Raw genomic sequence first — 21,773 nt, forward strand, 5'->3', positions numbered from 1 at the left:
CGCTGTTGCTGAAAAGTCCGCCTAGCCCGCCGCGCGCAATAACTCTTGTGGCATACCGGCCAGTCGCGACCAATCCAGCAGATCCGCCGGTGCCGGCCGCGCAAAGTAATAACCCTGCAGGCGCGGACAACCGAGCTGGCGCAAGGCCTTGACCTGATCCAGCGTCTCCACGCCCTCGGCCACCACTTCCAGCCCCAGCGCAGCGGCCAAGGCCAGAATCGCCCGCACGATCGCCGACGACTCTTCGTGGCAATGAATCTCGCGCACAAAGGCCTGGTCGATCTTCAGCACGTCAAAATGATAGCGATGCAGATAGGACAGCGCCGAATAGCCGGTGCCGAAGTCATCCAGCGCCAGACAGATACCGTTGTCTTTCAGCTCGCGCATGATCTCGATTGCCACATCCGGCACCTCGATCAGCGCGCTTTCGGTGATCTCCAGATGCAAGGTGCCGACCGGCAGGTGATGCTTGCGCATCAGGCCCTGCAGCCAGCCCACCAGCGCCGGATCATGGAAGTGCGCCGACGACAGATTGATGTGCAGACATACCGCATGGTCGATGCGGCCGCTGGCATACCATTGTTCCAGCTGGGCGCAAGCGCGCTCGATCATGTAGCGGTCGAGTTTCAGGATCAGGCCGCTTTCCTCGGCCATCGGCAGGAAAATACCCGGCGAGATCGGGCCGCGTGTCGGGTGATTCCAGCGCACCAGCGTCTCGAAGCCGACCAGATGGCCGTCTTCACTATCAACAATGGCCTGATAGTACGGAATCAGCTCGTGATTGTTTTCCAGCGCGTGACGCAGCTCGGCTTCCAGCGCCAGCTGGTCAGCCTGGTCACGGCGCAGTTCATGGTTGAACAGCGTATAACCGTGACGACCGCGCTGCTTGGTGCGGTACATCGCATGATCGGCATCGCGCAGCAGGTCTTCGGCGCGGTTGTAATGTTCCTTGTCAGCCAGCACCACCCCGACGCTGACGGTGGTAAACAGCTCGCGCCCGGACAGCATGATCGGGCGGTCAAATTCTTCGACGATCTGGCGGGCCAGACCTTCACACTGATCCAGCGAGTCGACACCGGTAACCAGCACGGCAAACTCGTCACCACCCAAGCGCGCCAGAAAATCGCCATAGCTGAGACAAGCGCGGATACGCTGACCAGCTTCGGCCAGCAAACGGTCGCCAGCCAGATGGCCGAGGGTGTCGTTCACCAGCTTGAAGCGGTCAAGATCGATAAACAGCACGGCAAAGCGCTGTGACGGCTCGAGCTGGAACTGGTCCCAGTTGCGCTTGAGTACGCGCGAGAAATAGCTGCGATTCGGCAGCTTGGTCAGCGGATCGTGCAGGCTGTCGTGCTGCAGCTGGGCGTTGGCCGCATCCAGCTCATTGGTACGTTCCAGCACGCGCTGCTCGAGATCGGCATAGGCACGCTGCAGATCATCCAGCGCCTGCACCCGCGCCAGCGCGCTGCCGATATGGTTGGCAACGAATTCCAGCAGTTCCTGATCACGATAGGAATAGCGCACGCCGGGATCGTAACTTTGCAGTGCCAGCACGCCTCTTAACTGGTTGGCGCTATAAAGCGGCACACCCAGCCAGCTGACCGGCTGGTTATCCTCAGTGCTGCCGGCGGTAGCGTGGCCACCGGTTTCGGTCAGCAACAGCGGCCGGCCGCTATGCAAGACCTGCTCGATCAGGCCGCGTCCCGGCCGGCGCGGCGCGAGATTGCCCAGATGCAGGTCTGAACAATATGGAAAGCTCAGCTCGTCACGCTGGATGTCGTAGAGGCAGACCAGACAATTGCTGGCATCCATGAATTCCATCAGCAGACGGTGCACACCGACAAAGAAGGCCTCCATCGACATGCTGGCATTGGAGATTTCACCGATACGGAACAGCACGCTCTGCAGCTGCTCGCTGCGCTTGCGCTCGGCAACCTCGGCACGCAGACGGGCATTCATGCCTTCGAGCTCGGCCGTACGCAGCCAGATCTTGCGCTCGAGCTCGGCGCGGAAGTGGACACGATCCAGCGCATTTGCGATATGCGAAGCCACGTAGACAAAGGCATTCTGCGCCGCCTGGTCAAACGGCTTGCGCACATCGTAGCTCTGCACCACCACCGCACCGATAATCTTGCCGGCAGCATTGAACAGCGGCATGCCCATCCACCAAGACGGCATCATGCCGTTGAGCACGATACTCTGGTTGCGGCACAGCATGTCGATATCGCCGCCGGACAACAGGGTAAAGCCCTGCTGCTGGCACAGCCAGGAAGTCAGCGACGGGGTACGACTGCGGAAAGGGAATTCTTCGTCCGGACGCGGGGCGCGTGGCTCTATCTGATCGGAGAAATACGGGAAGCGGATAATGCCGCTCTCTTCATCGAGCAAGGCAAGGTAAAAGTTTTCGGCGGGCAATAAACGGCGCACGGCGCGATGCATGCGCGGCAGGATCTGGGTGACATCGGCAGACTCGCTGGAGAAGCGCGAGATTTCCAGCAGGGTGTCCTGGGTCAGTCGTGCGGCGGTCAGGTCATTACGCAACATCGCGCTGATCAGGTGACCCGACAGCAGCATGGCCAGTCGGGAAGTCTGCTCGTCTGCCTGGCCACCACGCCAGACTATCCAGCCCAACGGGCGGCTGCTGGCACCAAGCGGTTGGCGAGATACCCCAACGTCATGACAAAAGAGCCCGGCGTCACCTGCGGGCTCTGGCAGCGAATCACTATCCCCGCGTTTTGCCAGACAAACCCAGCTTTCCCCCAACTTACCCCAAACTGTCGCGCAAGAAGGTCGCTGCCAGCGGTACAAGAATTCCAGTGCCGCCTCGGCTGCCTCTTCCGGCGAGAACAGAATCTCGGCCGTGCTATTCATTTATTGCTAAGCCCTTATGCACCACTACCTTGGCAGTAGCACGATCTTATCGTTATAGGGCATACCAAGCATGCAAACCGGCAAGCCTGCTCAACGCAACAGCCTGGGCAAAGCTTCAAGCAACCGGTCCATATCCTGCTCGGAATGCGCCGCCGACAGCGAAACCCGCAAACGCGCTGTTCCTGCCGGCACCGTAGGAGGCCTGATCGCTGGCACCCAGATTCCTTCTTCCCTCAGGGCACCAGCCACCCGCACGGTGGCCTCGTTGTCGCCAATAATAATCGCTTGTATCGGCGTCCGTGAAGTGATCAAGCTACAAGCTGAGTCACTTAAGGCAGATCGCAATCGATAAATGTGACTTTCTATCAAATTACGCCGCCATTTTTCATTCCTTATAATAGGTAACGCCGCCAGAATGGCAGCAGCCTGCGCTGGCGGATGCGCCGTGGTGTAGATGTAACTGCGTGCACGATTCACCAGCCAGTCAATCAACAGCCGTGTACCGGCGACAAATGCCCCCGCCACACCGGCAGCCTTGCCCAGCGTACCCATATAAATCACCCGCGGCTGTCGCAGCGCGAACTCCTGCAACACCCCGGCCCCTTCGCCCAGAATGCCGAAACCGTGGGCATCATCGATCATCAGCCAGGCATCGTAGCGTTCGGCCAGCGCCAGCAAGGCCGGCAGTGGCGCTTCGTCACCATCCATACTGTAAACGGCATCCACCACAATCATGCGGGTACGCGCCTCGCTCTGCTGCAACAGGTTTTCCAGATGTAGCAGATCGTTGTGACGGAATCGTTTCAGCGTCGCGCGCGACAACACACAGCCATCATTCAGCGAGGCATGGCAGAGCCGGTCGGCAAAGATCTCGTCACCCCGACCCATCAGGCTGCAGATCACGCCAAGGTTGGCCGCAAAACCGGAGCCGAACAGCAAGGCCGCCTCACAACCGACAAACTCGGCCAGCGCGTCTTCTGCCTGCTGCTGGATCGCAAAATGCCCGGCCACCAGCGCCGAAGCACCGGCACCCACACCCCAGTCGCTGATCGCCTGCTGCATGGCCTCGCGCAGCGCCGGATGATTGGCCAGGCCCAGATAGTCATTACTGGCAAACGCCAGGTAGTCGCGCCCATCGATGCGGATATGCGGGCCCTGCGGTGTCTGCAAAACCACACGCTGGCGCAGGCTGTGCCCTGCTTGCAGTTCGGCCAGTGCGGCTTCGAGTTGTTGTGGTCGCATGCGGCCAACCTTTCTGTGCGGAATCAGTGCGCGAAACAAAAACGGGCACCGGTCAGTCGACCCGGTGCCCGCGCAGATTAAAGCAAATGACTTACAGCGGCTGCAAACCCAGCTTGGCCATCAGTGCGCGATCGGCATCGACGTCCGGATTGCCGGTGGTCAGCAGTTTGTCACCGTAGAAAATCGAGTTGGCACCGGCGAGGAAGCACAGCGCCTGCATGGATTCCGGCATTTCGCGACGACCCGCCGACAGGCGGATGAAGCTCTTGGGCAGGGTCAGACGCGCAACCGCGATGGTACGCACGAACTCGGTCCAGTCCAGCGGCTCGGCGCCATCCAGCGGCGTACCGCCGACACGTACCAGATTGTTGACCGGCACCGACTCAGGCTGCGGGTCGAGGTTGGCCAGCTGCAGGATCAGGCCGGCGCGCTGCTCGCGGGTCTCGTTCATGCCGACAATGCCGCCACAGCACACCGACAGGCCGGCACCACGCACCTTGCCCAGCGTGTCGAGACGATCTTCATATTCACGGGTCTGTATGATGTCGGCGTACTTGTCCGGCGCGGTATCCAGATTATGGTTGTAGTAATCGAGGCCGGCGTCTTTCAGCTTTTCGGCCTGACCATCCTTCAGCAGACCGAAGGTCGCACAGGTCTGCAGACCCAGTGCCTTGACCTGCTGCACCATATCCAGCGTCTTTTCCAGATCGGCATCCTTGGGACCGCGCCAGGCGGCACCCATACAGAAGCGACCAGCACCATTGGCCTTGGCATGACGCGCCGCCTCGACCACCTCATCCACCGTCATCATCGGCTGGTTTTCTACCGGCGTGTCGTGATGCACCGACTGCGGACAATAGCCGCAGTCTTCCGGACAGCCGCCGGTCTTGATCGACACCAGTGTCGACAGCTGCACGCGGCTCGGGTCGAAATGCTGGCGATGCACTTCGGCTGCGCGGAACACCAGCTCCATGAAGGGCAGATCGTAAAGCGCCTCGATCTCTTGCTGGCTCCACAGGGATTGCTCGGCATGCGGCGTGGCGGGACGTTGGAAATGCAGGGTGGCCTGGGTCATGATGATTTGGTGCTTATTATGCGTAAGATGAAATCAGCACGCATCTTGCGGGAGGGTCGCCATGCTGTCAAACCTGACAAAGCCACTGCTTGACAACTGTTTATTATTTGAACAGTCATGCCTGTTTTGCGGCCAACGTCCGCTAAAACAGGCGGTTTGCCCATCATGTGAAGCCTCCCTGCCGACTCTTGCCGGCCCGCATTGCCCCTGCTGTGCCGCCGCACAAGCCAGCGATCAGGCCCCATGCGGTCACTGCCAGCGTCGATTGCCGGCTTTTGACACCCTGCATGCTCTCTATCGCTATGACTATCCGCTCGACGGCCTGATCATACGCTGCAAGTACGGGCGACAGGCACAACTGCAAGGTGCACTTGCCTGGTTGTTCGCTCAGGCAATCTGTCGCGAAAATACGCCAAAATACGACTTCATCATCGCGGTGCCGGCATCTGCGCAACGACTGTCGGAACGTGGCTTCAATCTGCCGGATGCCCTGGCACAGACGATGGCTGCTACAATCGGCAGCCCGCTCGCCACAGACTGGTGTATGCGCAAACGCAACACCACGCCGCAGGCCTCGCTGGACAGGGCGCAGCGCCTGCGCAATCTGCGCGATGCTTTTAGCGTAAAACGCAGCTGCGACGGGCTTTCACTGGCCATTATCGATGATGTCGCCACCACCGGAACCACCCTCGACAGCCTTGCTGCCACCCTCAAAAAAGCGGGGGCAAAACGGGTCGATGGCTGGGTTCTGGCGCGCGCCGAAATGCACCAGATTTGACCAACTTCTTGATTTACTGGATTATTCGCTCCGCAACGATGTTTACAGTTGTTCTCTACCAGCCGGAAATACCGCCCAATACGGGCAATATTATTCGACTCTGTGCCAACACCGGCTGTGAATTGCACTTGGTCAAACCGCTGGGTTTTCCGCTCGAAGACGCCAAACTGAAACGCGCCGGACTCGACTATCACGAGTACGCCCGCATGGTGGTTCACGAGAACTGGGAAGCCTGCCTGGCTCACTTTAGCGGTCGCCGCATTTTCGCCGCGACGACCAAAGGTGCCACGCGGCATGACCGCATCACCTTCCAAGCTGGTGATGTGTTGCTGTTCGGTCCCGAATCACGTGGTTTACCCCAGGAAATCCTGGACAGCCTGCCGGCTGACCAGCGGGTAAGACTGCCGATGCGGCCCGAATCACGCAGTCTCAATATTTCGAACTCGGTCGCCATTCTGGTTTATGAGGCCTGGCGACAACACGGCTTTGCCGGAGGGATTTGAGACGTAATTCACTGTTGGCGCAACAGCATAAGGAGAGGTTAATGCGACCTTTTTACCGATGGCTGTGGCTAGCCCTGATCAGTGCAGCACTGATGGCCTGTACCACCATCCGACCCGCGACTGCCACCCAGGCAAGCAAGGTCAGCTACACCAAGCAAGCCGCCAACACTGGCGCTTATTTTCAAACCGACGGCCCGGCTGACCGCATTCCGGTCAATCTCAACCTGGTGCCGGATGCCGTACCGCAAAGCGAACCGCTGATTCGTACGGCCAACCTGCCCTACACAGCATTGGGCATGAGCTTCAGACCGGACAAGAGCGCCAAACCGTATCGCAAGAGCGGCAAGGCCTCCTGGTATGGCAAGCAGTTCCACGGACGCAAGACGTCTTCTGGCGAGAAATACGATATGTTCGCCATGACGGCTGCGCACCCGACCTTGCCTATCCCGAGCTATGCCCGGGTAACCAATGTCTCGAACGGTGAATCCGTGATCGTACGCATCAATGATCGCGGCCCGTTCCACAAGAGCCGGCTGATGGATCTGAGCTACGCCGCCGCTCACCGTCTGGGTTTTATCCAGCGCGGTTCGGCCGAAGTAGTCGTTGAACGCGTCTTCCCGGTGGAAGGCAGCGATCGCATCGCCACCATGCCACCAGCCCAGCAAGCTGGTGCCGGCGAGCCGCTGTATCTGCAGCTTGGCACTTTCTCGCGCCTGGCTGCCGCCGAGGCCGAGCTGAAGCGCCTGCTGGCCGATGCCAGCCGCCTGCACGACGAAAAACTGGCTATCATCAACGAGAATGGTATGTACAGCATCCGTATGGGGCCGTTCATTGCCGATGGCGAGGCTGTGGCTATTGCCGAGCAACTCGACGTGGCACCGGTCATCACCCGCTGATTGCCTGCCGCAACAAAAAAGCCCTGCGAACAGTTCGCAGGGCTTTTTTTGTTTGATCCAAGAAAAAACCCCGGCTATGCCGGGGCCAATACCTTTGCAGGTTCCTGCTCAGGGAGGTGAAGCAGGAAGGTGTGTCACCTGATTGCTTTGACAGGACCTCAGAGTGAAGTTCCGTCTTCGGCAATATTTTCTTCAACACTACCCAACCAGCCTGCCACCACCGCCTCGACCTCGGGGACGCCGGTTTTCTTGCTGCTGGAAAACAACTGGATAGTCACTTTGGGATAGTCATGCAGTGCTTTCTTGACCGAAGCCAAGACTTTCTGCTGCTCCTGCCGCGATAATTTGTCGGCTTTGGACAACAGAATATGTACCGGCCGACTGGTACTGCGGAAGAATTCGAGCATTTTCCAGTCCAGTTCCTTGAGTGGATGGCGCGAATCCATGATCAACAGCAAGCCGATCAGGCTCTGTCTGGTTTGCAGATACTGTCCCAACAGCTCGACCCAATGCGCACGCACGGCCTCCGGTACTTCGGCATAACCGTAACCCGGCAGATCGACCAGAAAACGTTCCTGACCAAGATCGAAGAAATTGATGTGCTGGGTACGTCCCGGGGTTTTGGAAACAAAAGCCAATCGGGTACGATTGCACAGGGTATTGATGGCACTGGACTTGCCCGCATTGGAGCGGCCAACGAAAGCGATTTCCGCCATGGTAGGCGGCAAATCCTTGAGGTGGTTCACAGTTGTGTAAAACCGTGCATTCTGAAAGATCGTCATAGTAGTAAGGTCAAACGCTGATGGTATAGAATAGCAGGTTTGAAATTGCCACCTTTACAGATATTTACGCAATCCCTCTAGGAGTGACCATGAAACGTAAGATGCTGTTGGCGCTCGCCGCCGCTGCCCTGGCTGGCAGTGCAATGGCCGCCACCCCAGCTGTGACCCGTGGCGACGTTGCCAAGGGCAAAGTGATCGCCGAGCAAGTATGTGCAGCCTGTCACGGTGCCGACGGCAACAGCGTGGCCTCCGCCAACCCGACGCTGGCTGGCCAGCACGCCAAATATCTGGAAAGCCAGCTGCATGCTTTCAAGAAGGGCGAGCGCAAGAACCCGATCATGATGGGCATGGCTACCCCGCTGTCTGATGCCGACATGAAGAATGTTGCCGAGTATTTCAGCCAGCAGAAGGTCAAGCCACGCCAGGCTAATGACAAGACCCAACTGCCGCTGGGCAAGAAGGTTTACCAGGCTGGTAACCCGACCACCCGTGTTCCGGCCTGTATGGCTTGCCACGGCCCGGCCGGCAAAGGCTTCCCTGACCAGTATCCGGCACTGGGTAGCCAGCACGCCGCCTACGTGCAGAAACAGCTGCAGGACTTCAAGGCTGGCACCGACCGCAAGAACAGCATCATGCACGATATCGCCATGCGCATGACCGATGCCGAAATGAAGGCTGTATCCGAGTACATCTCCGGCCTGCGTTAAGCGCAACTTTTTGCGGCCAACGTGTTCCAAAGGGGGGCTCTCGTGCCCCCCTTTGCCGCATCATGCAGAATCATGAAACCGAACAAGTCCAAAGCTTCCAATCTGTACCGCGCCTACGAGCTGATCAGCTCGATGCGCTTCGCCGTGGGTCTGCTGACCATTCTGGCCATCGCCTCCATCATTGGCACTGTCCTGCGCCAGAATGAGCCCTACCCCAATTACGCCTTCGAATTCGGCCAGTTCTGGTTTCTGGTTTTCGAAAAGCTCGGGCTTTACGATGTTTACCACTCGAGCTGGTTTCTGGTCATCCTGACCTTCCTGGTGCTGTCGACCACGCTTTGCATCGTCCGCAACGGCCCGAACTTCATCCGCGAGATGAAAAGCTTCCGCGAAAAAGCCAGTGACAAGTCGCTGGCCGCCATGCAGCACAGCGAATTGCTGCCTGCCGCCCGCGAGGAAGCCGCCACCACCCAGCTCTTGCAACAGCTGGGCATGCGCGTGCGTCGCAGCGAACGCGAAGATGGCTCGGTACTGTTGGCCGCCAAAAAGGGCAGTGCCAACAAGCTCGGTTATTTCTTCGCCCACATCGGCCTTGTGGTGATCTGTATCGGCGGCCTGATGGATGGCAACCTGCCGCTCAAGATTGGCGAGCTCACCGGCACCATCAAGCCGGAAACCCGCGACCTGCCACAATCACAGATTCCGCCGGAAAGTCGTCTGGGCACCGGCAACTTGTCCTTCCGCGGCAACGTAACGGTTCCCGAGGGCAAGAGTGCCGACGTGATCTTCATGAACAGCGGCAAGGGCTATCTGGTACAGGACCTGCCCTTCATCGTCACGCTGAAGAAATTCCACGTCGACTACTACAGCAACGGCATGCCCAAGCTGTTCGCCAGCGACCTGATCATCACCGACAAGGCCACCGGCAAGGAAAGCGAACACACCATCAAGGTCAATCACCCGCTACATGTGAATGGCGTGGCTATTTACCAGGCAAGCTTCGGTGATGGCGGCTCGCCCATGACGCTGAAGGCCTGGCCGCTGGCTACCCCACAAGGCGAGGCAGTCGAGATCAAGGGCCTGTCGATGAATGCCCAGCCGCTGAAGGTCAACGGCAAGGACTACCAGCTGGAATTTGGCGAACTGCGTCCGTTCAACGTCGAGAGCACCGGCCAGGAAGCCAATGCCGTCAAGTCGTTCGAACAGCAGATGAAGGATGCGCGCTCGGTCAAACAGGAAAACAAGCACCTGAAGAACGTTGGCCCGTCCATCACCTTCAAGCTGCGTGACAACCAGGGCCAGGCGCGCGAGTTCCATCACTATATGGCACCGATCGAGCAGGACGGCATCCTCTACCAGATTGCCGGCACCCGCACCGAGGTCAGCAAGCCGTTCCAGTACCTGCGTATTCCGCTGGATGATGACATGAAGCTCGACAGCTTCATGCGCCTGTACCGCGCCTTCAACAACCCGGCGCTGTACGACGAAATCCGCGCGGCGACCACCGCCAAGGCACTGCAAGGCCAGGCTATCAGCCCGCAAATGGCCAAGCAGTTCTCCGACAGCGTAGGCTGGGTGCTGACGCGCTTTGCCGCCGGCGGCTTTGTCGGTCTCGAGCAGTTCCTTGATGGCTCGGTACCGGCAGACAAACGCCAGGACATCGCCCAGACTTATGTGAAGATTCTGCAAGGCGCCGTCATCGACGTGATGAACGTCGCCCAGGCCAAGGCCGGCCTGCCGGCATGGCAGCAGGATGGCAAGCATTACCGCTTCCTGCTGGATAGCCTGGTGGCCATCAGCGCGCTGAAGGATTACCCGGCACCGGTTTACCTCGAACTCAACGGCTTTGATGTCGTCCAGGCTTCCGGCCTGCAGATGACACGCTCGCCAGGCAAGAACGTGGTGTATCTGGGCAGCCTCTTCCTCGTGATCGGCATCATGTTGATGTTCTACATCCGTGAAATTCGCGTCTGGCTGGTGCTGCGTCGCGAAGAAACCCGTGTGGCCATGACCTGCAATCGCCACAACGCCGATCTGGACAAGGATTTCAAGACATTGCTGGGCCATCTTGGCAAGCCAGCTGGAGAAGCATGATGGACATGGTGTTGCAACAACCGTTCTATAAGCGGCAATCGATCGGCGACTGGCTGTTTGCCCTGCTTATCATCGCCGCCACCGCCTACACCTTTGTGCTGTATGGCGAGGTGATGGATGTCTACGAAGACGCCATTCTCGCCGGCACAGCCATCGGTCTGGTAATGCAAGGCTGGTACTGGAAGAGTTTCCGCTGGTATTTCCCGCTGTCTGGCGCGCTGTCGCTGCTGGCCATCGCGATGTACGACCACAATCTGGCCCGCGCCGGCGAGAGCTTCCTGCTGAAGTTCCTGCTGTCCAGCCAGTCATCCATCATGTGGATGTGCACGCTGTTCTTCCTTGCCACCGTGGTCTACTTTGTTGCCATGTTCCGCCGCTCGGAAGTGATCCACCAGACCGCCAGCGGCATGCTGTGGGCTGCCTGTGTCTTCGCACTGACCGGCCTGTTTACCCGCTGGTACGAGAGCTATCTGATTGCGCCTGACGTTGGCCGCATTCCGGTAACCAACCTCTACGAAGTGTTCATCCTGTTCTGCCTGATCACGGCCCTGATGTATCTGTTCTACGAGGCCAAGTTCCAGATGCGTCAGGTCGGTGCCTTCGTATCGCTGATCATCAGCGCCGCCGTCGGCTTCATCCTGTGGTACACCTTCGACCGTCAGGCACACGAGATCCAGCCGCTGATTCCGGCACTGCAATCGTGGTGGATGAAGATCCACGTACCGGCAAACTTCGTCGGCTACGGTGCCTTTGCCATGTCGGCCATGCTGTATATCGCCTGGCTGCTGGCCGTGCCCAAAGACGTACCGGCCAACACCAAGCGCCTGTTTACCATCGGCGCCGGTGTCGTCTTCGCCGCCACCGTACTGATGCACCTGAATGCCGCTTCGATTGCCAGTAATCCTGACAACCTGACCGGCGTCGGCTTTGCCGCCAAGTTCGGCTACAGTCTGGCCGCGCTGCTGCTGGTGGCCGCCAAACGTGGCGTGCTGCAACGCTTCATCAGCAATCCGGACGTGCTGGAAGAGGTGTCTTACCGTGCGATTGCCGTCGGCTTCCTGTTCTTCACCATCGCCACCATTCTCGGCGCGATGTGGGCAGCTGATGCTTGGGGCGGTTACTGGAGCTGGGACCCGAAAGAGACCTGGGCGCTGATCGTCTGGCTGAACTACGCTGCATGGCTGCATATTCGCCTGGTAAAAGGCTGGCGCGGCGAGCCGCTGGCCTGGTGGGCAGTGGTCGGTCTGTTCATCACCACCTTCGCCTTTATCGGTGTGAACATGTTCCTGACCGGCCTGCACTCCTACGGTGCGCTGTAACTCCCTCACCTTGGCCGCAAGCCTTGCGGCCAACCTTTTCCCCTCATGCCCGGCCTTGCCGGGCATTTTGTCTTGGCGTGCCCGATGAGCTGGTTTGTCTACATTCTCGAATGTCGCGGCGGCCGGCTCTACACCGGCATCAGCAATGATGTCGCCCGCCGTTACGCGGCGCACGCTGCCGGCAAGGGTGCTCGCTTTACCCGCAGCTTCCCGCCAGAACAGCTGTTGCTGCAGCTCGCGTTTCCGGACAAGGGCACAGCCCTATCGGCCGAACTGGCAATCAAGGCCATGTCGGCAGCACAGAAACGTGCCTGGATCGCCAGCCAGCAGCCCGCCAGTCTCGATGAATCTGCTGCGGCAACAAAAAAGTCTACCGCATAAGGGTGGACTTTTTTGACTGCTGCCGCGACGGCTTAGCGCGTAGCACGCTGCCAGCACTCGCCTTCTACCAGCACATTTTGGTTGCCATTGCTCAGCCACAGCTGGCCATCCTGGATGGTGGCTTGCAGCTGCATGCTGCGCTCGGTCATCTGCGTCAGCTCCTGCAAGGTCGCCGGTGCAATGCTGATCACCGTCAGATTATCAAAACGGCTGGCCTTGCTCTGCATGCCTTGCCACCAGATTTCGCTGGCACGACCGCCGTAGCAGTACAACAGCACACTGGCGGCACGGCCACAGGCCTTGCGCAGGCGCTTCTCGTCCGGCTCGCCCAGATCAATCCACAGCTCGATCTCGTCAGAAAAGTTCTTGCGCCACAGCTCCGGCTCGTCGTCGGCACTCAGGCCCTTGGTAAACGACAGCTGCTCGTCGGCGTTCAGCGCGAAGGCGGCGATGCGCAACATCATGCGCTCGTCGTTTTCGGACGGGTGACGCGCAATGGTCAGGCCATGGCTGGCGTAATAGCCGCGATCCATGTCGGCAATATTCAGATCGGCTTTGAAGATAGTGGCTTTGAGCGCCATGACAGGCTTCCGGATTGGCAACGAAGGCGGCAGCTTACCTGCTGTTGCGGCACTAAGCAAAAACGCTTGCCGTGCCAGCTGATTTGACGCCAAACCAAGCCGGTGGCATGTTGCGCCATCCGCTACTCATGACAAGTCTGACTGCCATGCTCGCCCACACCGACCTGCTTGCCATCCTGCTTATCGGTCACAGCCTGATCGCCGTGCTGATTCTTGCCTTCGGCCATTTCCGTGGCGACAACTATGCCGGCCAGCCCGCCAGCCGCTTGCTGGGCTGGGGCCTGCTGACGGCACTGGCAACGCTGCAGCTGTGCCACCTTGCGTGGCTGGCCTATGGTGAGCCGTGGACGGACAACATTGTCTACCGGCTAGCCCTGTTTGGTGTCGCGCCGGCTTTTTATCTGTTCAGCCGCGGCATTCTGCAGGATGCGGCCAACGATCAACATCCGGCGCAGCTGGCCCACGCCGCACCGCTGTTGGCCGCCATGCTGCTGCCCACCGCACAGGCGCTGGCACTGGCCTTTGCCATCGGCTGTGGCTATCTGCTGTGGCTGGCGCGCAGCCTGCTGGCCTTGCGCCACGCGCGCGAACATTTCCGGCTGGAAATCCTGTTGCTGGGTAGTGCTGTGCTGATAGCGGTCATGGTTGCCGTACTTGGCCTGTTACAAGCCAGCCTGCCCGGCAAGCTGTTCTACAGCCTGTACGCCTGCGCCATTGGCCTGGCCTTACTGCTGGTGCAGCTGGCGCTGTTGCTGCGGCCGCATCTGGGCGAGGAAGTCAGCCAGAGCGCCCGCAGCAGTTATAGCCAGAGCACGCTGGGCAATGTCGATTGCACCGCCGCCCTCGCCCGCCTGGCTGCGTTGATGCAGGAGCGCCGACTGTATCTGGATGCAGAACTCGATCTGGCCGGCCTTGCCACCGAACTCGGGCTCAGTGCCCATCAGTTATCCGAGCTGCTGAATCAACAGCTGGGCAAAAGCTTTGCCCGCTATTTGCGCGAGTGGCGAGTGACGGCCGCGCAGCAGATGCTGCTGGCCGAACCTGCCGCCTCGGTGCTGTCAGTCGGCCTCAGTGTCGGCTTCACCTCGCAATCCACCTTTTACGAGGCCTTCCGCGAGATCTGCGGCACCACGCCAGGCCAGTACCGCAAACTGCAGGGCAATCAGAAAAACTGAAGCAAACCTTTCCGGAATGATCATTCCGAAGCAGAAACGGTCTCCGCCATCATCAATCCGGAGGTTTTGCTGTGCACATCCGGCCAGACTGGGCTCATCCCAACCGGCAAGGAGCCCATCGTGCAAAGCCTTCTTCCCCTCCTCTCTTCCCTCGCACTCAGCCTGCTGACCAGCTTTGGCGTGCTGCAGATACTGTCCACGCCGCTATCCGGTCTGCTGCGCAAACTCTGTCCTGATGACGCTGCGGCCAACTTCTGGCTGGCCTACACCCGGATAATGCTGACGCTAGCCCCCATGTTGCTGGTGGTGCTGATCAGCCTGTTTGCCAGCCCGGCCGACCTCGGCAATCTAGTGGCGTACGCCTTGCTGGCGATTCTGGCTGGTCTGTTGCTGGGGCTGGATCGTATCGGTCGCCGTCTTGGCCGCTTTGTCGCGCTACCCGCTGACCAGCAGACGGAGGGTCAAGCATGAACATCCTGCTGACCGGTGCCAGCGGCTTTGTCGGCAGCCATCTGGCCAGCACGCTGATTGCCGCAGGACACCAGCTCACGCTGATCTCGCGCCGTCACGGCCAGGACCTTGCCCAGCTGCGGCAGCCGGATGACTGGCTGCCATGGCTGCAAGGCATCGATGTGGTTATCAACGCGGCCGGCATCATCGCCGAGCAAGGGCAGCAACGCTTTACCACCGTGCACCAGCACGCGCCTTGCGCCCTGTTCAGCGCCTGTGTCAGTGCCGGCATCCGTCGCGTCATCCAGATCTCGGCATTGGGAGCCGATCCTCAGGCAGATACTGCCTACCATCGCAGCAAGGGGCTGGCCGACAGCCATCTGCAAGACTTGCCGCTTGACTGGAGCATTCTGCGCCCCGGCCTGCTCTATGGCCCGGGCGGCAGCAGCTCGGCCTTGTTCATGCGGCTGGCGCGCCTGCCCTGGCTGTTTACCGTCAGCGGTGGCCAGCAATGCTTGCAGCCGCTGCACATCAGCGATCTGTGCGCGGCCGTGCTGCGGATGCTGGCCGGCGAGGCCAAGCAGCAATGTATCGAACTGGTCGGACCGGATGCCTGGCAGTTTGCCGATTGGCTGCGTTTCTTGCGCGCGGCGCAGGGCCTGCCGCCAACTTGTGCCCTGCAAGTTCCGCCACGACTGGCTTTTGCCTTGCTAACAGTAGCCCGTCATCTCAACCCGCTGCTGCAAGCCGACAATCTGCGCATGTTGCTGGCCAGTGTTGCGGCCAACCCCGAGCCGACCCGCCAGCTGCTGGGGCGGCCGCCCATCGCTGCACAAGCCTGGCTACTGCATAGCCATGATGGCCGCGCAAAAGGAGACTGAAATGAGTTACAGCCTGATCAAATCACTGCACATCCTGAGCATGGTGCTGCTGTTCGGCACCGGTCTTGGCAGCGCCTTCTACAAATGGCTGGCCGACCGCAGCGGTAATCTTGCCCATATCGCCGTCACCAACCGGCACGTGGTGCTGGCCGACTGGCTGTTTACCACGCCGACCGTGATCATTCAGCCGCTAAGCGGCCTCTACCTCGCCCATCTGGCAGGCTGGCCACTGGATAGTCCGTGGCTGGCGGCCAGCCTCGCACTGTATACCTTGGCCGGGCTGTGCTGGCTACCGGTAGTGTGGCTGCAGATTCGCATGCAGCGTCTGGCCGAGCAGGCGCTGCAACAAGGCGAGGCGCTGCCGGCCCGCTACTGGCGCTATGCGCGCTACTGGTTCTGGCTGGGTGTGCCGGCCTTCTGCGCCATGGTGCTGATAGTCTTGTTGATGGTAATGAAATCGCTACCGGGAGTTCTGTGATGAAAAGTCTGATGCAAACCCTGCTGGGCGACGACTGGCACCAGCTGCCCCCTGCCCTGCAAGCTCACTATGCCGCCGGTGACAGCTGCGATCGCGGCCAACTGGATGTGCACTTCCCCGCCGCGCTGAAACCGCTGTTCTGGCTGCTCAGCCGCATGGGGGCCTTGCTGGATTGCACCGGCCGGGATTTGCCGACCGAAGTACGCAAGCACGATCAAGCTGGCCAGCAACGCTGGCAGCGCACGATACAGTATCCGGACGGCAAGATCCGGCGCTTTGACAGTCTGTGGCGGGATAGTGGCCGAGGTAGCCTGATCGAATTCGTCAATCCTTGGCTGGGGCTGGAGATGCGCCCCTTCGTACAGGGTGATCAGCTGCATTATCGCGGCGAGCGCTTTATCCTGCGCTGCGGCCAACGTCAGCTTGGCCTGCCGCAATGGCTACTCGGCTATACCAGCATTGTGGAGACGGCAGTCGATACCCGGCACTTTGCCATGGACTTTCGCCTGCACCACCCGCTACTGGGCGAGATATTCGGCTATCGGGGTATCTTCCATAGCCAAAGCCGCTAAACCCCGTGCCTCAAATGCAAAAAACCCGCCAGGTGGCGGGTTTTTTTAGCTGTCGGCAACTCAGGCCGCAGTCACATGGGCCTCGGCCGGGTACATCGCACTTTCCACGCCGAAGATGGAGCGGAAGGTCACCATCACGCGACGACCAAGTTGCTGCACAGTCAGCACCTCGAAAGACACGGATTCGTTGTCGATATGCTGGGTAAAACGGTCACCCTGTTTCAGTTGATTGATTTTCATTGTTTGTTTTCCATTTTCCGGCAATTTTTTGCCTGATGTGGCGATGCTGCGCGGGCACCGCCTTCCGCCCTCGTGGCGGAATCAAATAATGACAGCCAGCAATTGCCGACCGCCTGCATGCGCTACTTTTTATTGCCCTGTAGCGGGGCTCTTCTCGTGGATCACGGGCCGGCGCGAAAGCATCAAACGCCGGCAGCATCCCGATATCAACTACCTTGCCTGAACAACATTACCGCAAGATGACAAGTATGGCAAAAAGCCTGAACACCACCAACATGATGGTATCGCTTGCAAACTCTTGGGGGAAATACGACGAAAACTGCCGAGATCAGAACCAGGAAGCAGCACTTGAGACAAGTACTGACAAGAGGAAGGCTTGCAGTTTCACAGAAAAATCCTGATCTGTCAAACAGTTAGTTTCAAACAACAACTGTCGCGCTATCGCAGCGCGTTTTTTCTCGCGCCACGACAGCACTAAGCAAGTGCCTTCGCGGGTCATCCGCCGCTCAGTCAGTCATCGCGCACCGCATCAGCTGATTAAGCTGCTGATAGTCGAGAGACGGTTCTTGCAACGCCTTCCAGTCCGCCTGCAGCATCCCCGCCACACCACGAGACACTGCAGCATACGCTTGCAGGAACGGCGCAGGACCGCTGCTGATCCGGCGCACGCCCGCCTTCTGCAAGGTGGCGATGCTCGCCATACCGGGCAACAACATGACGTTCAAGGGCAAGATAGTCGCAGAAGAGATCGCCAGCATTTCGTCAGCAAGCTGTACACCGGGTACAAACAAGCCATCCGCCCCGGCCTCCCCATACAGCGTGGCCCTGCGGCCAACCTCGGCCACGGCCTTGGTGCCGCTGGCGATACCGGCCAGATACACATCGGTACGCGCATTCAGAAATAAATGCCGGCAGGCCGATCGCTGACGGATAGCCGCCAGCTTGGCGGCTAACAGCGCAGGCGGTGCGCTTCCGTCTTCCAGATTGATGCCAGCCACGCCAATCAGCGCCAGTGACTGCACAAGGTCGGCTACCTCCTCCGGCACATCGCTGTAACCATGCTCGATATCCACCGTCAACGGCCGGTACAACACCCGGCACATCCTCTGGCAGGCGGCCAGTAGCTCGGCCGGTGGCAAGCTGCCGCCATCAACATAACCCAGTGACCACGCCTGTGCCGCACTGGAGGTGGCAATTGCTTGGGCACCCTGCTGCTCCATCAGCAGTGCGGAGGCAGCATCCCAGGCATTGGGCAAAATCAGTGGCGTGGCTTGGTGATGCAGTTGCTGGAAAGTCGTCGGCATGATGGGCTCCTTGCGGGATAAAAGCCCACTTTAATCACGCCCCTGCCCTGCGGCTGGCCATATCCGGACATGATCCCCGAATCAGCCAAACCGACCGGCAAACCGGCTCAAAGGCTCAATAGGCAAAACGCTCGCGCAATTCTTCCAGATTCAGCTCGCGCAGAATACTTTCCTGCCGCTCGCGTGCCGCCTTTTTGCCCTTGCCGATTTTCTTGGCGATGATCAGCTCGTTCTTCATCGAGTGCTCCCAGCCGACCAACTCGGTGACAGTCACCTGATAGCCACGCGCTTCCAACTGCAGGCAGCGGAGCACATTGGTCAGCTGGCTGCCGAACTCGCGGGTGTGGATAGGATGACGCCACAGCTCGGACAGCGGGGTCAGGCCGAAAGTCGCGTTCTTCTTCTGGCGCAACACGCTGGCTACCTCGGCCTGGCAGCACGGCACCAGCACGATGTATTGGGCGTCCTTGGCCAGTGCGAAGCGGATCGCGTCGTCGGTGGCGGTATTGCAGGCATGCAGGGCGGTGATGATGTCGACCTGTGGCGGCAGCGCGTCCGAAGTAATCGACTGCTCGACGGTCAGGTTCAGGAATTCCATACCCTTGAAGCCCAGTCTTGCGGCCAACTCGACTGACTTATCCACCAGATCCTGCCGCGTTTCCACGCCGTAGACGGTGGCGTCGGCTTTGTCTTTCAGGAACAGGTCGTACAGGATGAAACCCAGATACGACTTGCCGGCACCGTGATCAGCCAGACTCAGGCTGCCTTTTTTCTCCAGCACGTCGGCCATCAGCGGCTCGATGAACTGGTACAGGTGATAAACCTGCTTCAGTTTGCGACGGGTGTCCTGGTTGATCTTGCCGTCACGGGTCAGGATATGCAGTTCTTTCAGCAGTTCGATCGACTGCTGCGGTTTGATTTCGGGGATCAGGCTCATGGCGGTATCCGGATAAAAGGTTGGCCGCAGAGGCGGCCGGATGAGACTCGAGGGCGGGCTTAACGGCTGGCTTGCTGCAGATGCGCGGGCGGCGTCCATTGCCAGCTGTTTTTCCACGCGCCGACCACCAGATTCGGGTATTCGGCACGGCCGAGGCTGCCGTTGTAACGGCCCAGCGCACGGAACAGATTGCCACGCTCAATATTCAAGTAGTGGCGCAGAATGGTGCAGCCGTAACGCAAATTGGTGGTGAGGTCGAACAGATTATGTTCGGACGTGCCGATGTGGCGGGTCCAGAACGGCATCACCTGCATCAGACCGCGAGCGCCGACCGGCGAGATCGCATACTTCTTGAAACCGCTCTCGATCTGGATCAGCCCCAGTACCAGCTGCGGGTCCAGCCCGGCACGTGTCGCCTCGTACTGAATGGCCGTCAGCACGCGCTCGCGCAGCCACGGGTCTGGTATGCGCTTTTGCAGGCGGCGCGACATCTCGGCCAGCCACAACGGGCCTTCGCGCTCGTCGTCAAACACCAGCCGCGGTGCATTGACATCCGACACGCTGCGCGACATGGCACTGGCCACGTTGGCCGCCAGCGTTTCCTCGCGCTGCGCACCGGCCTGCGCCGGCGGTATGGCCAGCAGAGCAAGTGTCAGGGCAAGGAAAACGTGCTTCATGGATGGCGACCTCGGCAATATTGACCGGATGGGCAGACGTGCCGCCCATCCTGTGGTTTAGCCCAGTTTGGCCAGTACGTGCGCGAAAATCGCGTCCGGAGCCACGGCGGTGGACTCGCTGTCGCGGCGATGCTGGTACTCGACCTTGCCTTCTTTCAGGCCACGATCACCGATGGTCACGCGATGCGGCGCACCGATCAGCTCCCAGTCGGCAAACATCGCACCCGGACGCTCGCCACGGTCGTCGATCAGCACGTCCACTCCCTTGGCCTGCAGCTCGCCGTACAGCTTGTCGGCAGCTTCTTTTACCGCTTCGGAGCGATCGTAACCCACCGGGCAGATCACCACGGTGAACGGCGCAATCGCATCCGGCCAGATCATGCCCTTGTCGTCGTAGTTCTGCTCGATGGCGGCACCCAGAATGCGGCTGACGCCGATACCGTAGCAGCCCATTTCGAAGTGCTTCGGCTTGCCGTCTTCGTCGAGGAAGGTGGCATTCATCGCCTTGGAGTACTTGGTGCCCAGATAGAACACGTGGCCCACCTCGATACCGCGCTGGATATCGAGCACGCCCTTGCCGCATGGCGAAGCATCACCCACCACCACATTGCGGATGTCAGCGACTTCCGGCTCGGCACAATCGCGGCCGAAATTGGCGCCGGTGTAGTGCTGGTCGTCCTCGTTGGCACCGATCACGAAATCGGCCATCAGCGCCACGGTACGGTCGGCAATCACGCGGCCCTTGAAACCTACCGGACCGAGCGAGCCTGGCTGTGCGCCAAAGGCTTCCTTGATCAGCGCCGGGCTGGCCATGGTCAGCGGGTTCTTGATGCCGGCCAGTTTCTGCGCCTTCACTTCGTTCAGCTCGTGATCGCCACGCACCAGCAACAGAACGGCCTCGCCCTCTTCACCTTCCACGACCACCGCCTTCACGGTCTGCTGGATGTCGATCTTCAGGAAATCCACCAGCTCGGCGATGGTTTTCACTTTCGGGGTGTGAACCTTGGTCAGCGCCGCGCCAGCGGCTGCGCGCTCGCCAGCTGGAGCCAGCGCCTCGGCCAGCTCGATGTTGGCCGCGTAGTCGGAAGTCGGGCAGTAAACGATGGCATCTTCGCCGGTTTCGGCAATCACCTGGAATTCGTGCGAACGGTCACCGCCAATCGCGCCGGTATCGGCAGCCACGGCGCGGTAAGTCAGGCCCAGACGGTCGAAGATGCGGCAGTAGGCGGCGAACATATTGTCGTAGCTCTTCAGCGCGGCTTCTTCGTTGCGGTCGAAGGAGTAGGCATCCTTCATGGTGAATTCGCGGCCACGCATCACGCCGAAACGCGGACGACGCTCGTCGCGGAATTTGGTCTGGATCTGGTACAGGTTTTTCGGCAGCGCGCGGTAGCTGCGCAGCTCGGCACGGGCGATGTCGGTAATGACTTCTTCGGAGGTCGGCTGGATCACGAAGTCACGGTCGTGACGATCCTTGAAGCGCAGCAGCTCGGCACCCATGCTGTCGAAGCGGCCGGTTTCCTGCCACAGGCCGGCCGGCTGCACGATAGGCATCACCATTTCGATCGCGCCGGCGCGGTTCATTTCTTCGCGCACGATCTGCTCGACCTTTTTCAGGCTGCGCAGACCCATCGGCATCCAGTTGTAAACACCGGCCGCGACCTTGCGGATAAAGCCGGCACGCAGCATCAGTTTCTGGCTGACGATATCGGCGTCGGCCGGGGCTTCTTTCTGGGTAGAGATGAAAAACTGCGATGCGCGCATTGCTTGTCCTCGGAATTGTCGGCAAATAAGCTCGATTGTAGCCGTTTGCGGCCAACTGCGGGAAGG

Annotated in this window: 22 protein-coding genes; 12 read left to right on the forward strand and 10 right to left on the reverse strand. The window is 59.9% G+C overall.

What is annotated here, in order from left to right; translation table 11 throughout:
* Positions 1-21 precede the first annotated feature (21 nt).
* From ACZ9W6_RS02700 to bioB, 3 genes are all read right to left on the reverse strand, one after another.
* Positions 22-2,871, reverse strand: a complete 2,850-nt coding sequence (locus ACZ9W6_RS02700; protein WP_465189541.1) for a bifunctional diguanylate cyclase/phosphodiesterase — start codon at positions 2,869-2,871, stop codon at positions 22-24.
* Between the two features lie 90 nt (positions 2,872-2,961).
* A complete protein-coding gene (gene bioF, locus ACZ9W6_RS02705) occupies positions 2,962-4,113 on the reverse strand; it encodes an 8-amino-7-oxononanoate synthase (protein WP_465189542.1) in 1,152 nt (383 codons plus the stop codon).
* Positions 4,114-4,204: 91 nt separating this feature from the next.
* A complete protein-coding gene (gene bioB, locus ACZ9W6_RS02710) occupies positions 4,205-5,188 on the reverse strand; it encodes a biotin synthase BioB (RefSeq protein WP_465189543.1) in 984 nt (327 codons plus the stop codon).
* A 265-nt stretch (positions 5,189-5,453) separates the two neighbouring features.
* Between bioB and ACZ9W6_RS02715 the strand changes: the two genes are divergently transcribed.
* Genes ACZ9W6_RS02715 through ACZ9W6_RS02725 form a run of 3 tightly spaced genes read left to right on the forward strand, consistent with a single transcriptional unit; the run spans position 5,454 to position 7,365 of the window.
* Positions 5,454-5,966 carry a ComF family protein gene (locus ACZ9W6_RS02715; protein WP_465189544.1) on the forward strand — a complete coding sequence of 171 codons (513 nt, stop codon included), beginning with the start codon at positions 5,454-5,456 and terminating at the stop codon, positions 5,964-5,966.
* Positions 5,967-6,004: 38 nt separating this feature from the next.
* Entirely contained in the window at positions 6,005-6,469 is a 465-nt protein-coding gene (gene trmL, locus ACZ9W6_RS02720; protein ID WP_465189801.1) for a tRNA (uridine(34)/cytosine(34)/5-carboxymethylaminomethyluridine(34)-2'-O)-methyltransferase TrmL, read from the forward strand.
* Positions 6,470-6,510: 41 nt separating this feature from the next.
* A complete protein-coding gene (locus ACZ9W6_RS02725) occupies positions 6,511-7,365 on the forward strand; it encodes a septal ring lytic transglycosylase RlpA family protein (RefSeq protein WP_465189545.1) in 855 nt (284 codons plus the stop codon).
* A 158-nt stretch (positions 7,366-7,523) separates the two neighbouring features.
* On the opposite strand, the gene yihA is transcribed toward ACZ9W6_RS02725, so the two are convergent.
* Complete coding sequence (yihA, locus tag ACZ9W6_RS02730; protein ID WP_465189546.1) at positions 7,524-8,147, reverse strand: ribosome biogenesis GTP-binding protein YihA/YsxC; 624 nt, start codon at positions 8,145-8,147, stop codon at positions 7,524-7,526.
* Positions 8,148-8,236: 89 nt separating this feature from the next.
* Here yihA and ACZ9W6_RS02735 point away from each other — a divergent pair, with 89 nt between their 5' ends.
* The 4 genes from ACZ9W6_RS02735 (at position 8,237) to ACZ9W6_RS02750 (ending at position 12,648) form a co-directional block, all read left to right on the forward strand.
* Entirely contained in the window at positions 8,237-8,854 is a 618-nt protein-coding gene (locus tag ACZ9W6_RS02735; protein WP_465189547.1) for a c-type cytochrome, read from the forward strand.
* 72 nt (positions 8,855-8,926) lie between these two features.
* Positions 8,927-10,948: a cytochrome c biogenesis protein ResB gene (locus tag ACZ9W6_RS02740; RefSeq protein WP_465189548.1), complete on the forward strand. Its 2,022-nt coding sequence runs from the start codon at positions 8,927-8,929 to the stop codon at positions 10,946-10,948.
* Positions 10,945-12,267: a c-type cytochrome biogenesis protein CcsB gene (gene ccsB, locus ACZ9W6_RS02745; RefSeq protein WP_465189549.1), complete on the forward strand. Its 1,323-nt coding sequence runs from the start codon at positions 10,945-10,947 to the stop codon at positions 12,265-12,267. The genes ACZ9W6_RS02740 and ccsB overlap by 4 nt, the downstream gene beginning before the upstream one ends.
* An 84-nt stretch (positions 12,268-12,351) precedes the next feature.
* Positions 12,352-12,648: a GIY-YIG nuclease family protein gene (locus tag ACZ9W6_RS02750; RefSeq protein ID WP_465189550.1), complete on the forward strand. Its 297-nt coding sequence runs from the start codon at positions 12,352-12,354 to the stop codon at positions 12,646-12,648.
* Positions 12,649-12,680: 32 nt separating this feature from the next.
* Here the strand turns inward: ACZ9W6_RS02750 and ACZ9W6_RS02755 are convergent, their stop codons facing one another.
* Positions 12,681-13,229 (reverse strand): YaeQ family protein, encoded by a 549-nt coding sequence (locus tag ACZ9W6_RS02755; RefSeq protein ID WP_465189551.1) that lies wholly within the window; start codon positions 13,227-13,229, stop codon positions 12,681-12,683.
* 128 nt (positions 13,230-13,357) lie between these two features.
* Here ACZ9W6_RS02755 and ACZ9W6_RS02760 point away from each other — a divergent pair, with 128 nt between their 5' ends.
* The 5 genes from ACZ9W6_RS02760 (at position 13,358) to ACZ9W6_RS02780 (ending at position 16,785) form a co-directional block, all read left to right on the forward strand.
* The gene (locus ACZ9W6_RS02760) at positions 13,358-14,404 is read left to right on the forward strand and encodes an AraC family transcriptional regulator (protein ID WP_465189552.1); all 1,047 of its coding nucleotides are present in this window, start codon (positions 13,358-13,360) and stop codon (positions 14,402-14,404) included.
* Between the two features lie 120 nt (positions 14,405-14,524).
* A complete protein-coding gene (locus ACZ9W6_RS02765) occupies positions 14,525-14,875 on the forward strand; it encodes a hypothetical protein (protein WP_465189553.1) in 351 nt (116 codons plus the stop codon).
* Positions 14,872-15,735, forward strand: coding sequence for a complex I NDUFA9 subunit family protein (locus ACZ9W6_RS02770; protein ID WP_465189554.1), 864 nt, complete (start codon positions 14,872-14,874; stop codon positions 15,733-15,735). Before ACZ9W6_RS02765 ends, ACZ9W6_RS02770 begins: the two co-directional genes overlap by 4 nt.
* Before the next feature lies 1 nt (position 15,736).
* Positions 15,737-16,213 (forward strand): DUF2269 family protein, encoded by a 477-nt coding sequence (locus ACZ9W6_RS02775; protein ID WP_465189555.1) that lies wholly within the window; start codon positions 15,737-15,739, stop codon positions 16,211-16,213.
* Complete coding sequence (locus ACZ9W6_RS02780) at positions 16,213-16,785, forward strand: DUF4166 domain-containing protein (protein WP_465189556.1); 573 nt, start codon at positions 16,213-16,215, stop codon at positions 16,783-16,785. Before ACZ9W6_RS02775 ends, ACZ9W6_RS02780 begins: the two co-directional genes overlap by 1 nt.
* Positions 16,786-16,845: 60 nt before the next feature.
* Here ACZ9W6_RS02780 and ACZ9W6_RS02785 read toward each other — a convergent pair whose 3' ends face one another.
* The 5 genes from ACZ9W6_RS02785 to ACZ9W6_RS02805 all read right to left on the reverse strand — a co-directional run bounded on the left by ACZ9W6_RS02785 (position 16,846) and on the right by ACZ9W6_RS02805 (position 21,707).
* A complete protein-coding gene (locus ACZ9W6_RS02785; RefSeq protein ID WP_465189557.1) occupies positions 16,846-17,025 on the reverse strand; it encodes a hypothetical protein in 180 nt (59 codons plus the stop codon).
* Between the two features lie 506 nt (positions 17,026-17,531).
* Positions 17,532-18,329 (reverse strand): isocitrate lyase/PEP mutase family protein, encoded by a 798-nt coding sequence (locus ACZ9W6_RS02790; RefSeq protein WP_465189558.1) that lies wholly within the window; start codon positions 18,327-18,329, stop codon positions 17,532-17,534.
* Between the two features lie 115 nt (positions 18,330-18,444).
* Positions 18,445-19,266, reverse strand: coding sequence for a class I SAM-dependent methyltransferase (locus ACZ9W6_RS02795; RefSeq protein WP_465189559.1), 822 nt, complete (start codon positions 19,264-19,266; stop codon positions 18,445-18,447).
* A gap of 59 nt (positions 19,267-19,325) precedes the next feature.
* Complete coding sequence (locus ACZ9W6_RS02800; RefSeq protein ID WP_465189560.1) at positions 19,326-19,943, reverse strand: lytic transglycosylase domain-containing protein; 618 nt, start codon at positions 19,941-19,943, stop codon at positions 19,326-19,328.
* 57 nt (positions 19,944-20,000) lie between these two features.
* Positions 20,001-21,707, reverse strand: a complete 1,707-nt coding sequence (locus tag ACZ9W6_RS02805) for a proline--tRNA ligase (RefSeq protein ID WP_465189561.1) — start codon at positions 21,705-21,707, stop codon at positions 20,001-20,003.
* Positions 21,708-21,773 lie beyond the last annotated feature (66 nt).

This window comes from Vogesella lacus (assembly GCF_979366295.1).

What these genes read in the sequence shown, in the direction of transcription:
- ACZ9W6_RS02740 (WP_465189548.1), top strand. Translation starts at nt 8,927, where the DNA reads ATGAAACCGAACAAGTCCAAAGCTTCCAATCTGTACCGCGCCTACGAG.
- ACZ9W6_RS02790 (WP_465189558.1), bottom strand. Translation starts at nt 18,329, where the DNA reads ATGCCGACGACTTTCCAGCAACTGCATCACCAAGCCACGCCACTGATT.
- ACZ9W6_RS02770 (WP_465189554.1), top strand. Translation starts at nt 14,872, where the DNA reads ATGAACATCCTGCTGACCGGTGCCAGCGGCTTTGTCGGCAGCCATCTG.
- ACZ9W6_RS02800 (WP_465189560.1), bottom strand. Translation starts at nt 19,943, where the DNA reads ATGAAGCACGTTTTCCTTGCCCTGACACTTGCTCTGCTGGCCATACCG.
- ccsB (WP_465189549.1), top strand. Translation starts at nt 10,945, where the DNA reads ATGATGGACATGGTGTTGCAACAACCGTTCTATAAGCGGCAATCGATC.
- ACZ9W6_RS02750 (WP_465189550.1), top strand. Translation starts at nt 12,352, where the DNA reads ATGAGCTGGTTTGTCTACATTCTCGAATGTCGCGGCGGCCGGCTCTAC.
- bioF (WP_465189542.1), bottom strand. Translation starts at nt 4,113, where the DNA reads ATGCGACCACAACAACTCGAAGCCGCACTGGCCGAACTGCAAGCAGGG.
- ACZ9W6_RS02795 (WP_465189559.1), bottom strand. Translation starts at nt 19,266, where the DNA reads ATGAGCCTGATCCCCGAAATCAAACCGCAGCAGTCGATCGAACTGCTG.
- ACZ9W6_RS02755 (WP_465189551.1), bottom strand. Translation starts at nt 13,229, where the DNA reads ATGGCGCTCAAAGCCACTATCTTCAAAGCCGATCTGAATATTGCCGAC.
- ACZ9W6_RS02760 (WP_465189552.1), top strand. Translation starts at nt 13,358, where the DNA reads ATGACAAGTCTGACTGCCATGCTCGCCCACACCGACCTGCTTGCCATC.
- bioB (WP_465189543.1), bottom strand. Translation starts at nt 5,188, where the DNA reads ATGACCCAGGCCACCCTGCATTTCCAACGTCCCGCCACGCCGCATGCC.
- ACZ9W6_RS02785 (WP_465189557.1), bottom strand. Translation starts at nt 17,025, where the DNA reads ATGAAAATCAATCAACTGAAACAGGGTGACCGTTTTACCCAGCATATC.
- ACZ9W6_RS02780 (WP_465189556.1), top strand. Translation starts at nt 16,213, where the DNA reads ATGAAAAGTCTGATGCAAACCCTGCTGGGCGACGACTGGCACCAGCTG.
- ACZ9W6_RS02725 (WP_465189545.1), top strand. Translation starts at nt 6,511, where the DNA reads ATGCGACCTTTTTACCGATGGCTGTGGCTAGCCCTGATCAGTGCAGCA.
- ACZ9W6_RS02775 (WP_465189555.1), top strand. Translation starts at nt 15,737, where the DNA reads ATGAGTTACAGCCTGATCAAATCACTGCACATCCTGAGCATGGTGCTG.
- ACZ9W6_RS02735 (WP_465189547.1), top strand. Translation starts at nt 8,237, where the DNA reads ATGAAACGTAAGATGCTGTTGGCGCTCGCCGCCGCTGCCCTGGCTGGC.
- ACZ9W6_RS02805 (WP_465189561.1), bottom strand. Translation starts at nt 21,707, where the DNA reads ATGCGCGCATCGCAGTTTTTCATCTCTACCCAGAAAGAAGCCCCGGCC.
- trmL (WP_465189801.1), top strand. Translation starts at nt 6,005, where the DNA reads ATGTTTACAGTTGTTCTCTACCAGCCGGAAATACCGCCCAATACGGGC.
- yihA (WP_465189546.1), bottom strand. Translation starts at nt 8,147, where the DNA reads ATGACGATCTTTCAGAATGCACGGTTTTACACAACTGTGAACCACCTC.
- ACZ9W6_RS02700 (WP_465189541.1), bottom strand. Translation starts at nt 2,871, where the DNA reads ATGAATAGCACGGCCGAGATTCTGTTCTCGCCGGAAGAGGCAGCCGAG.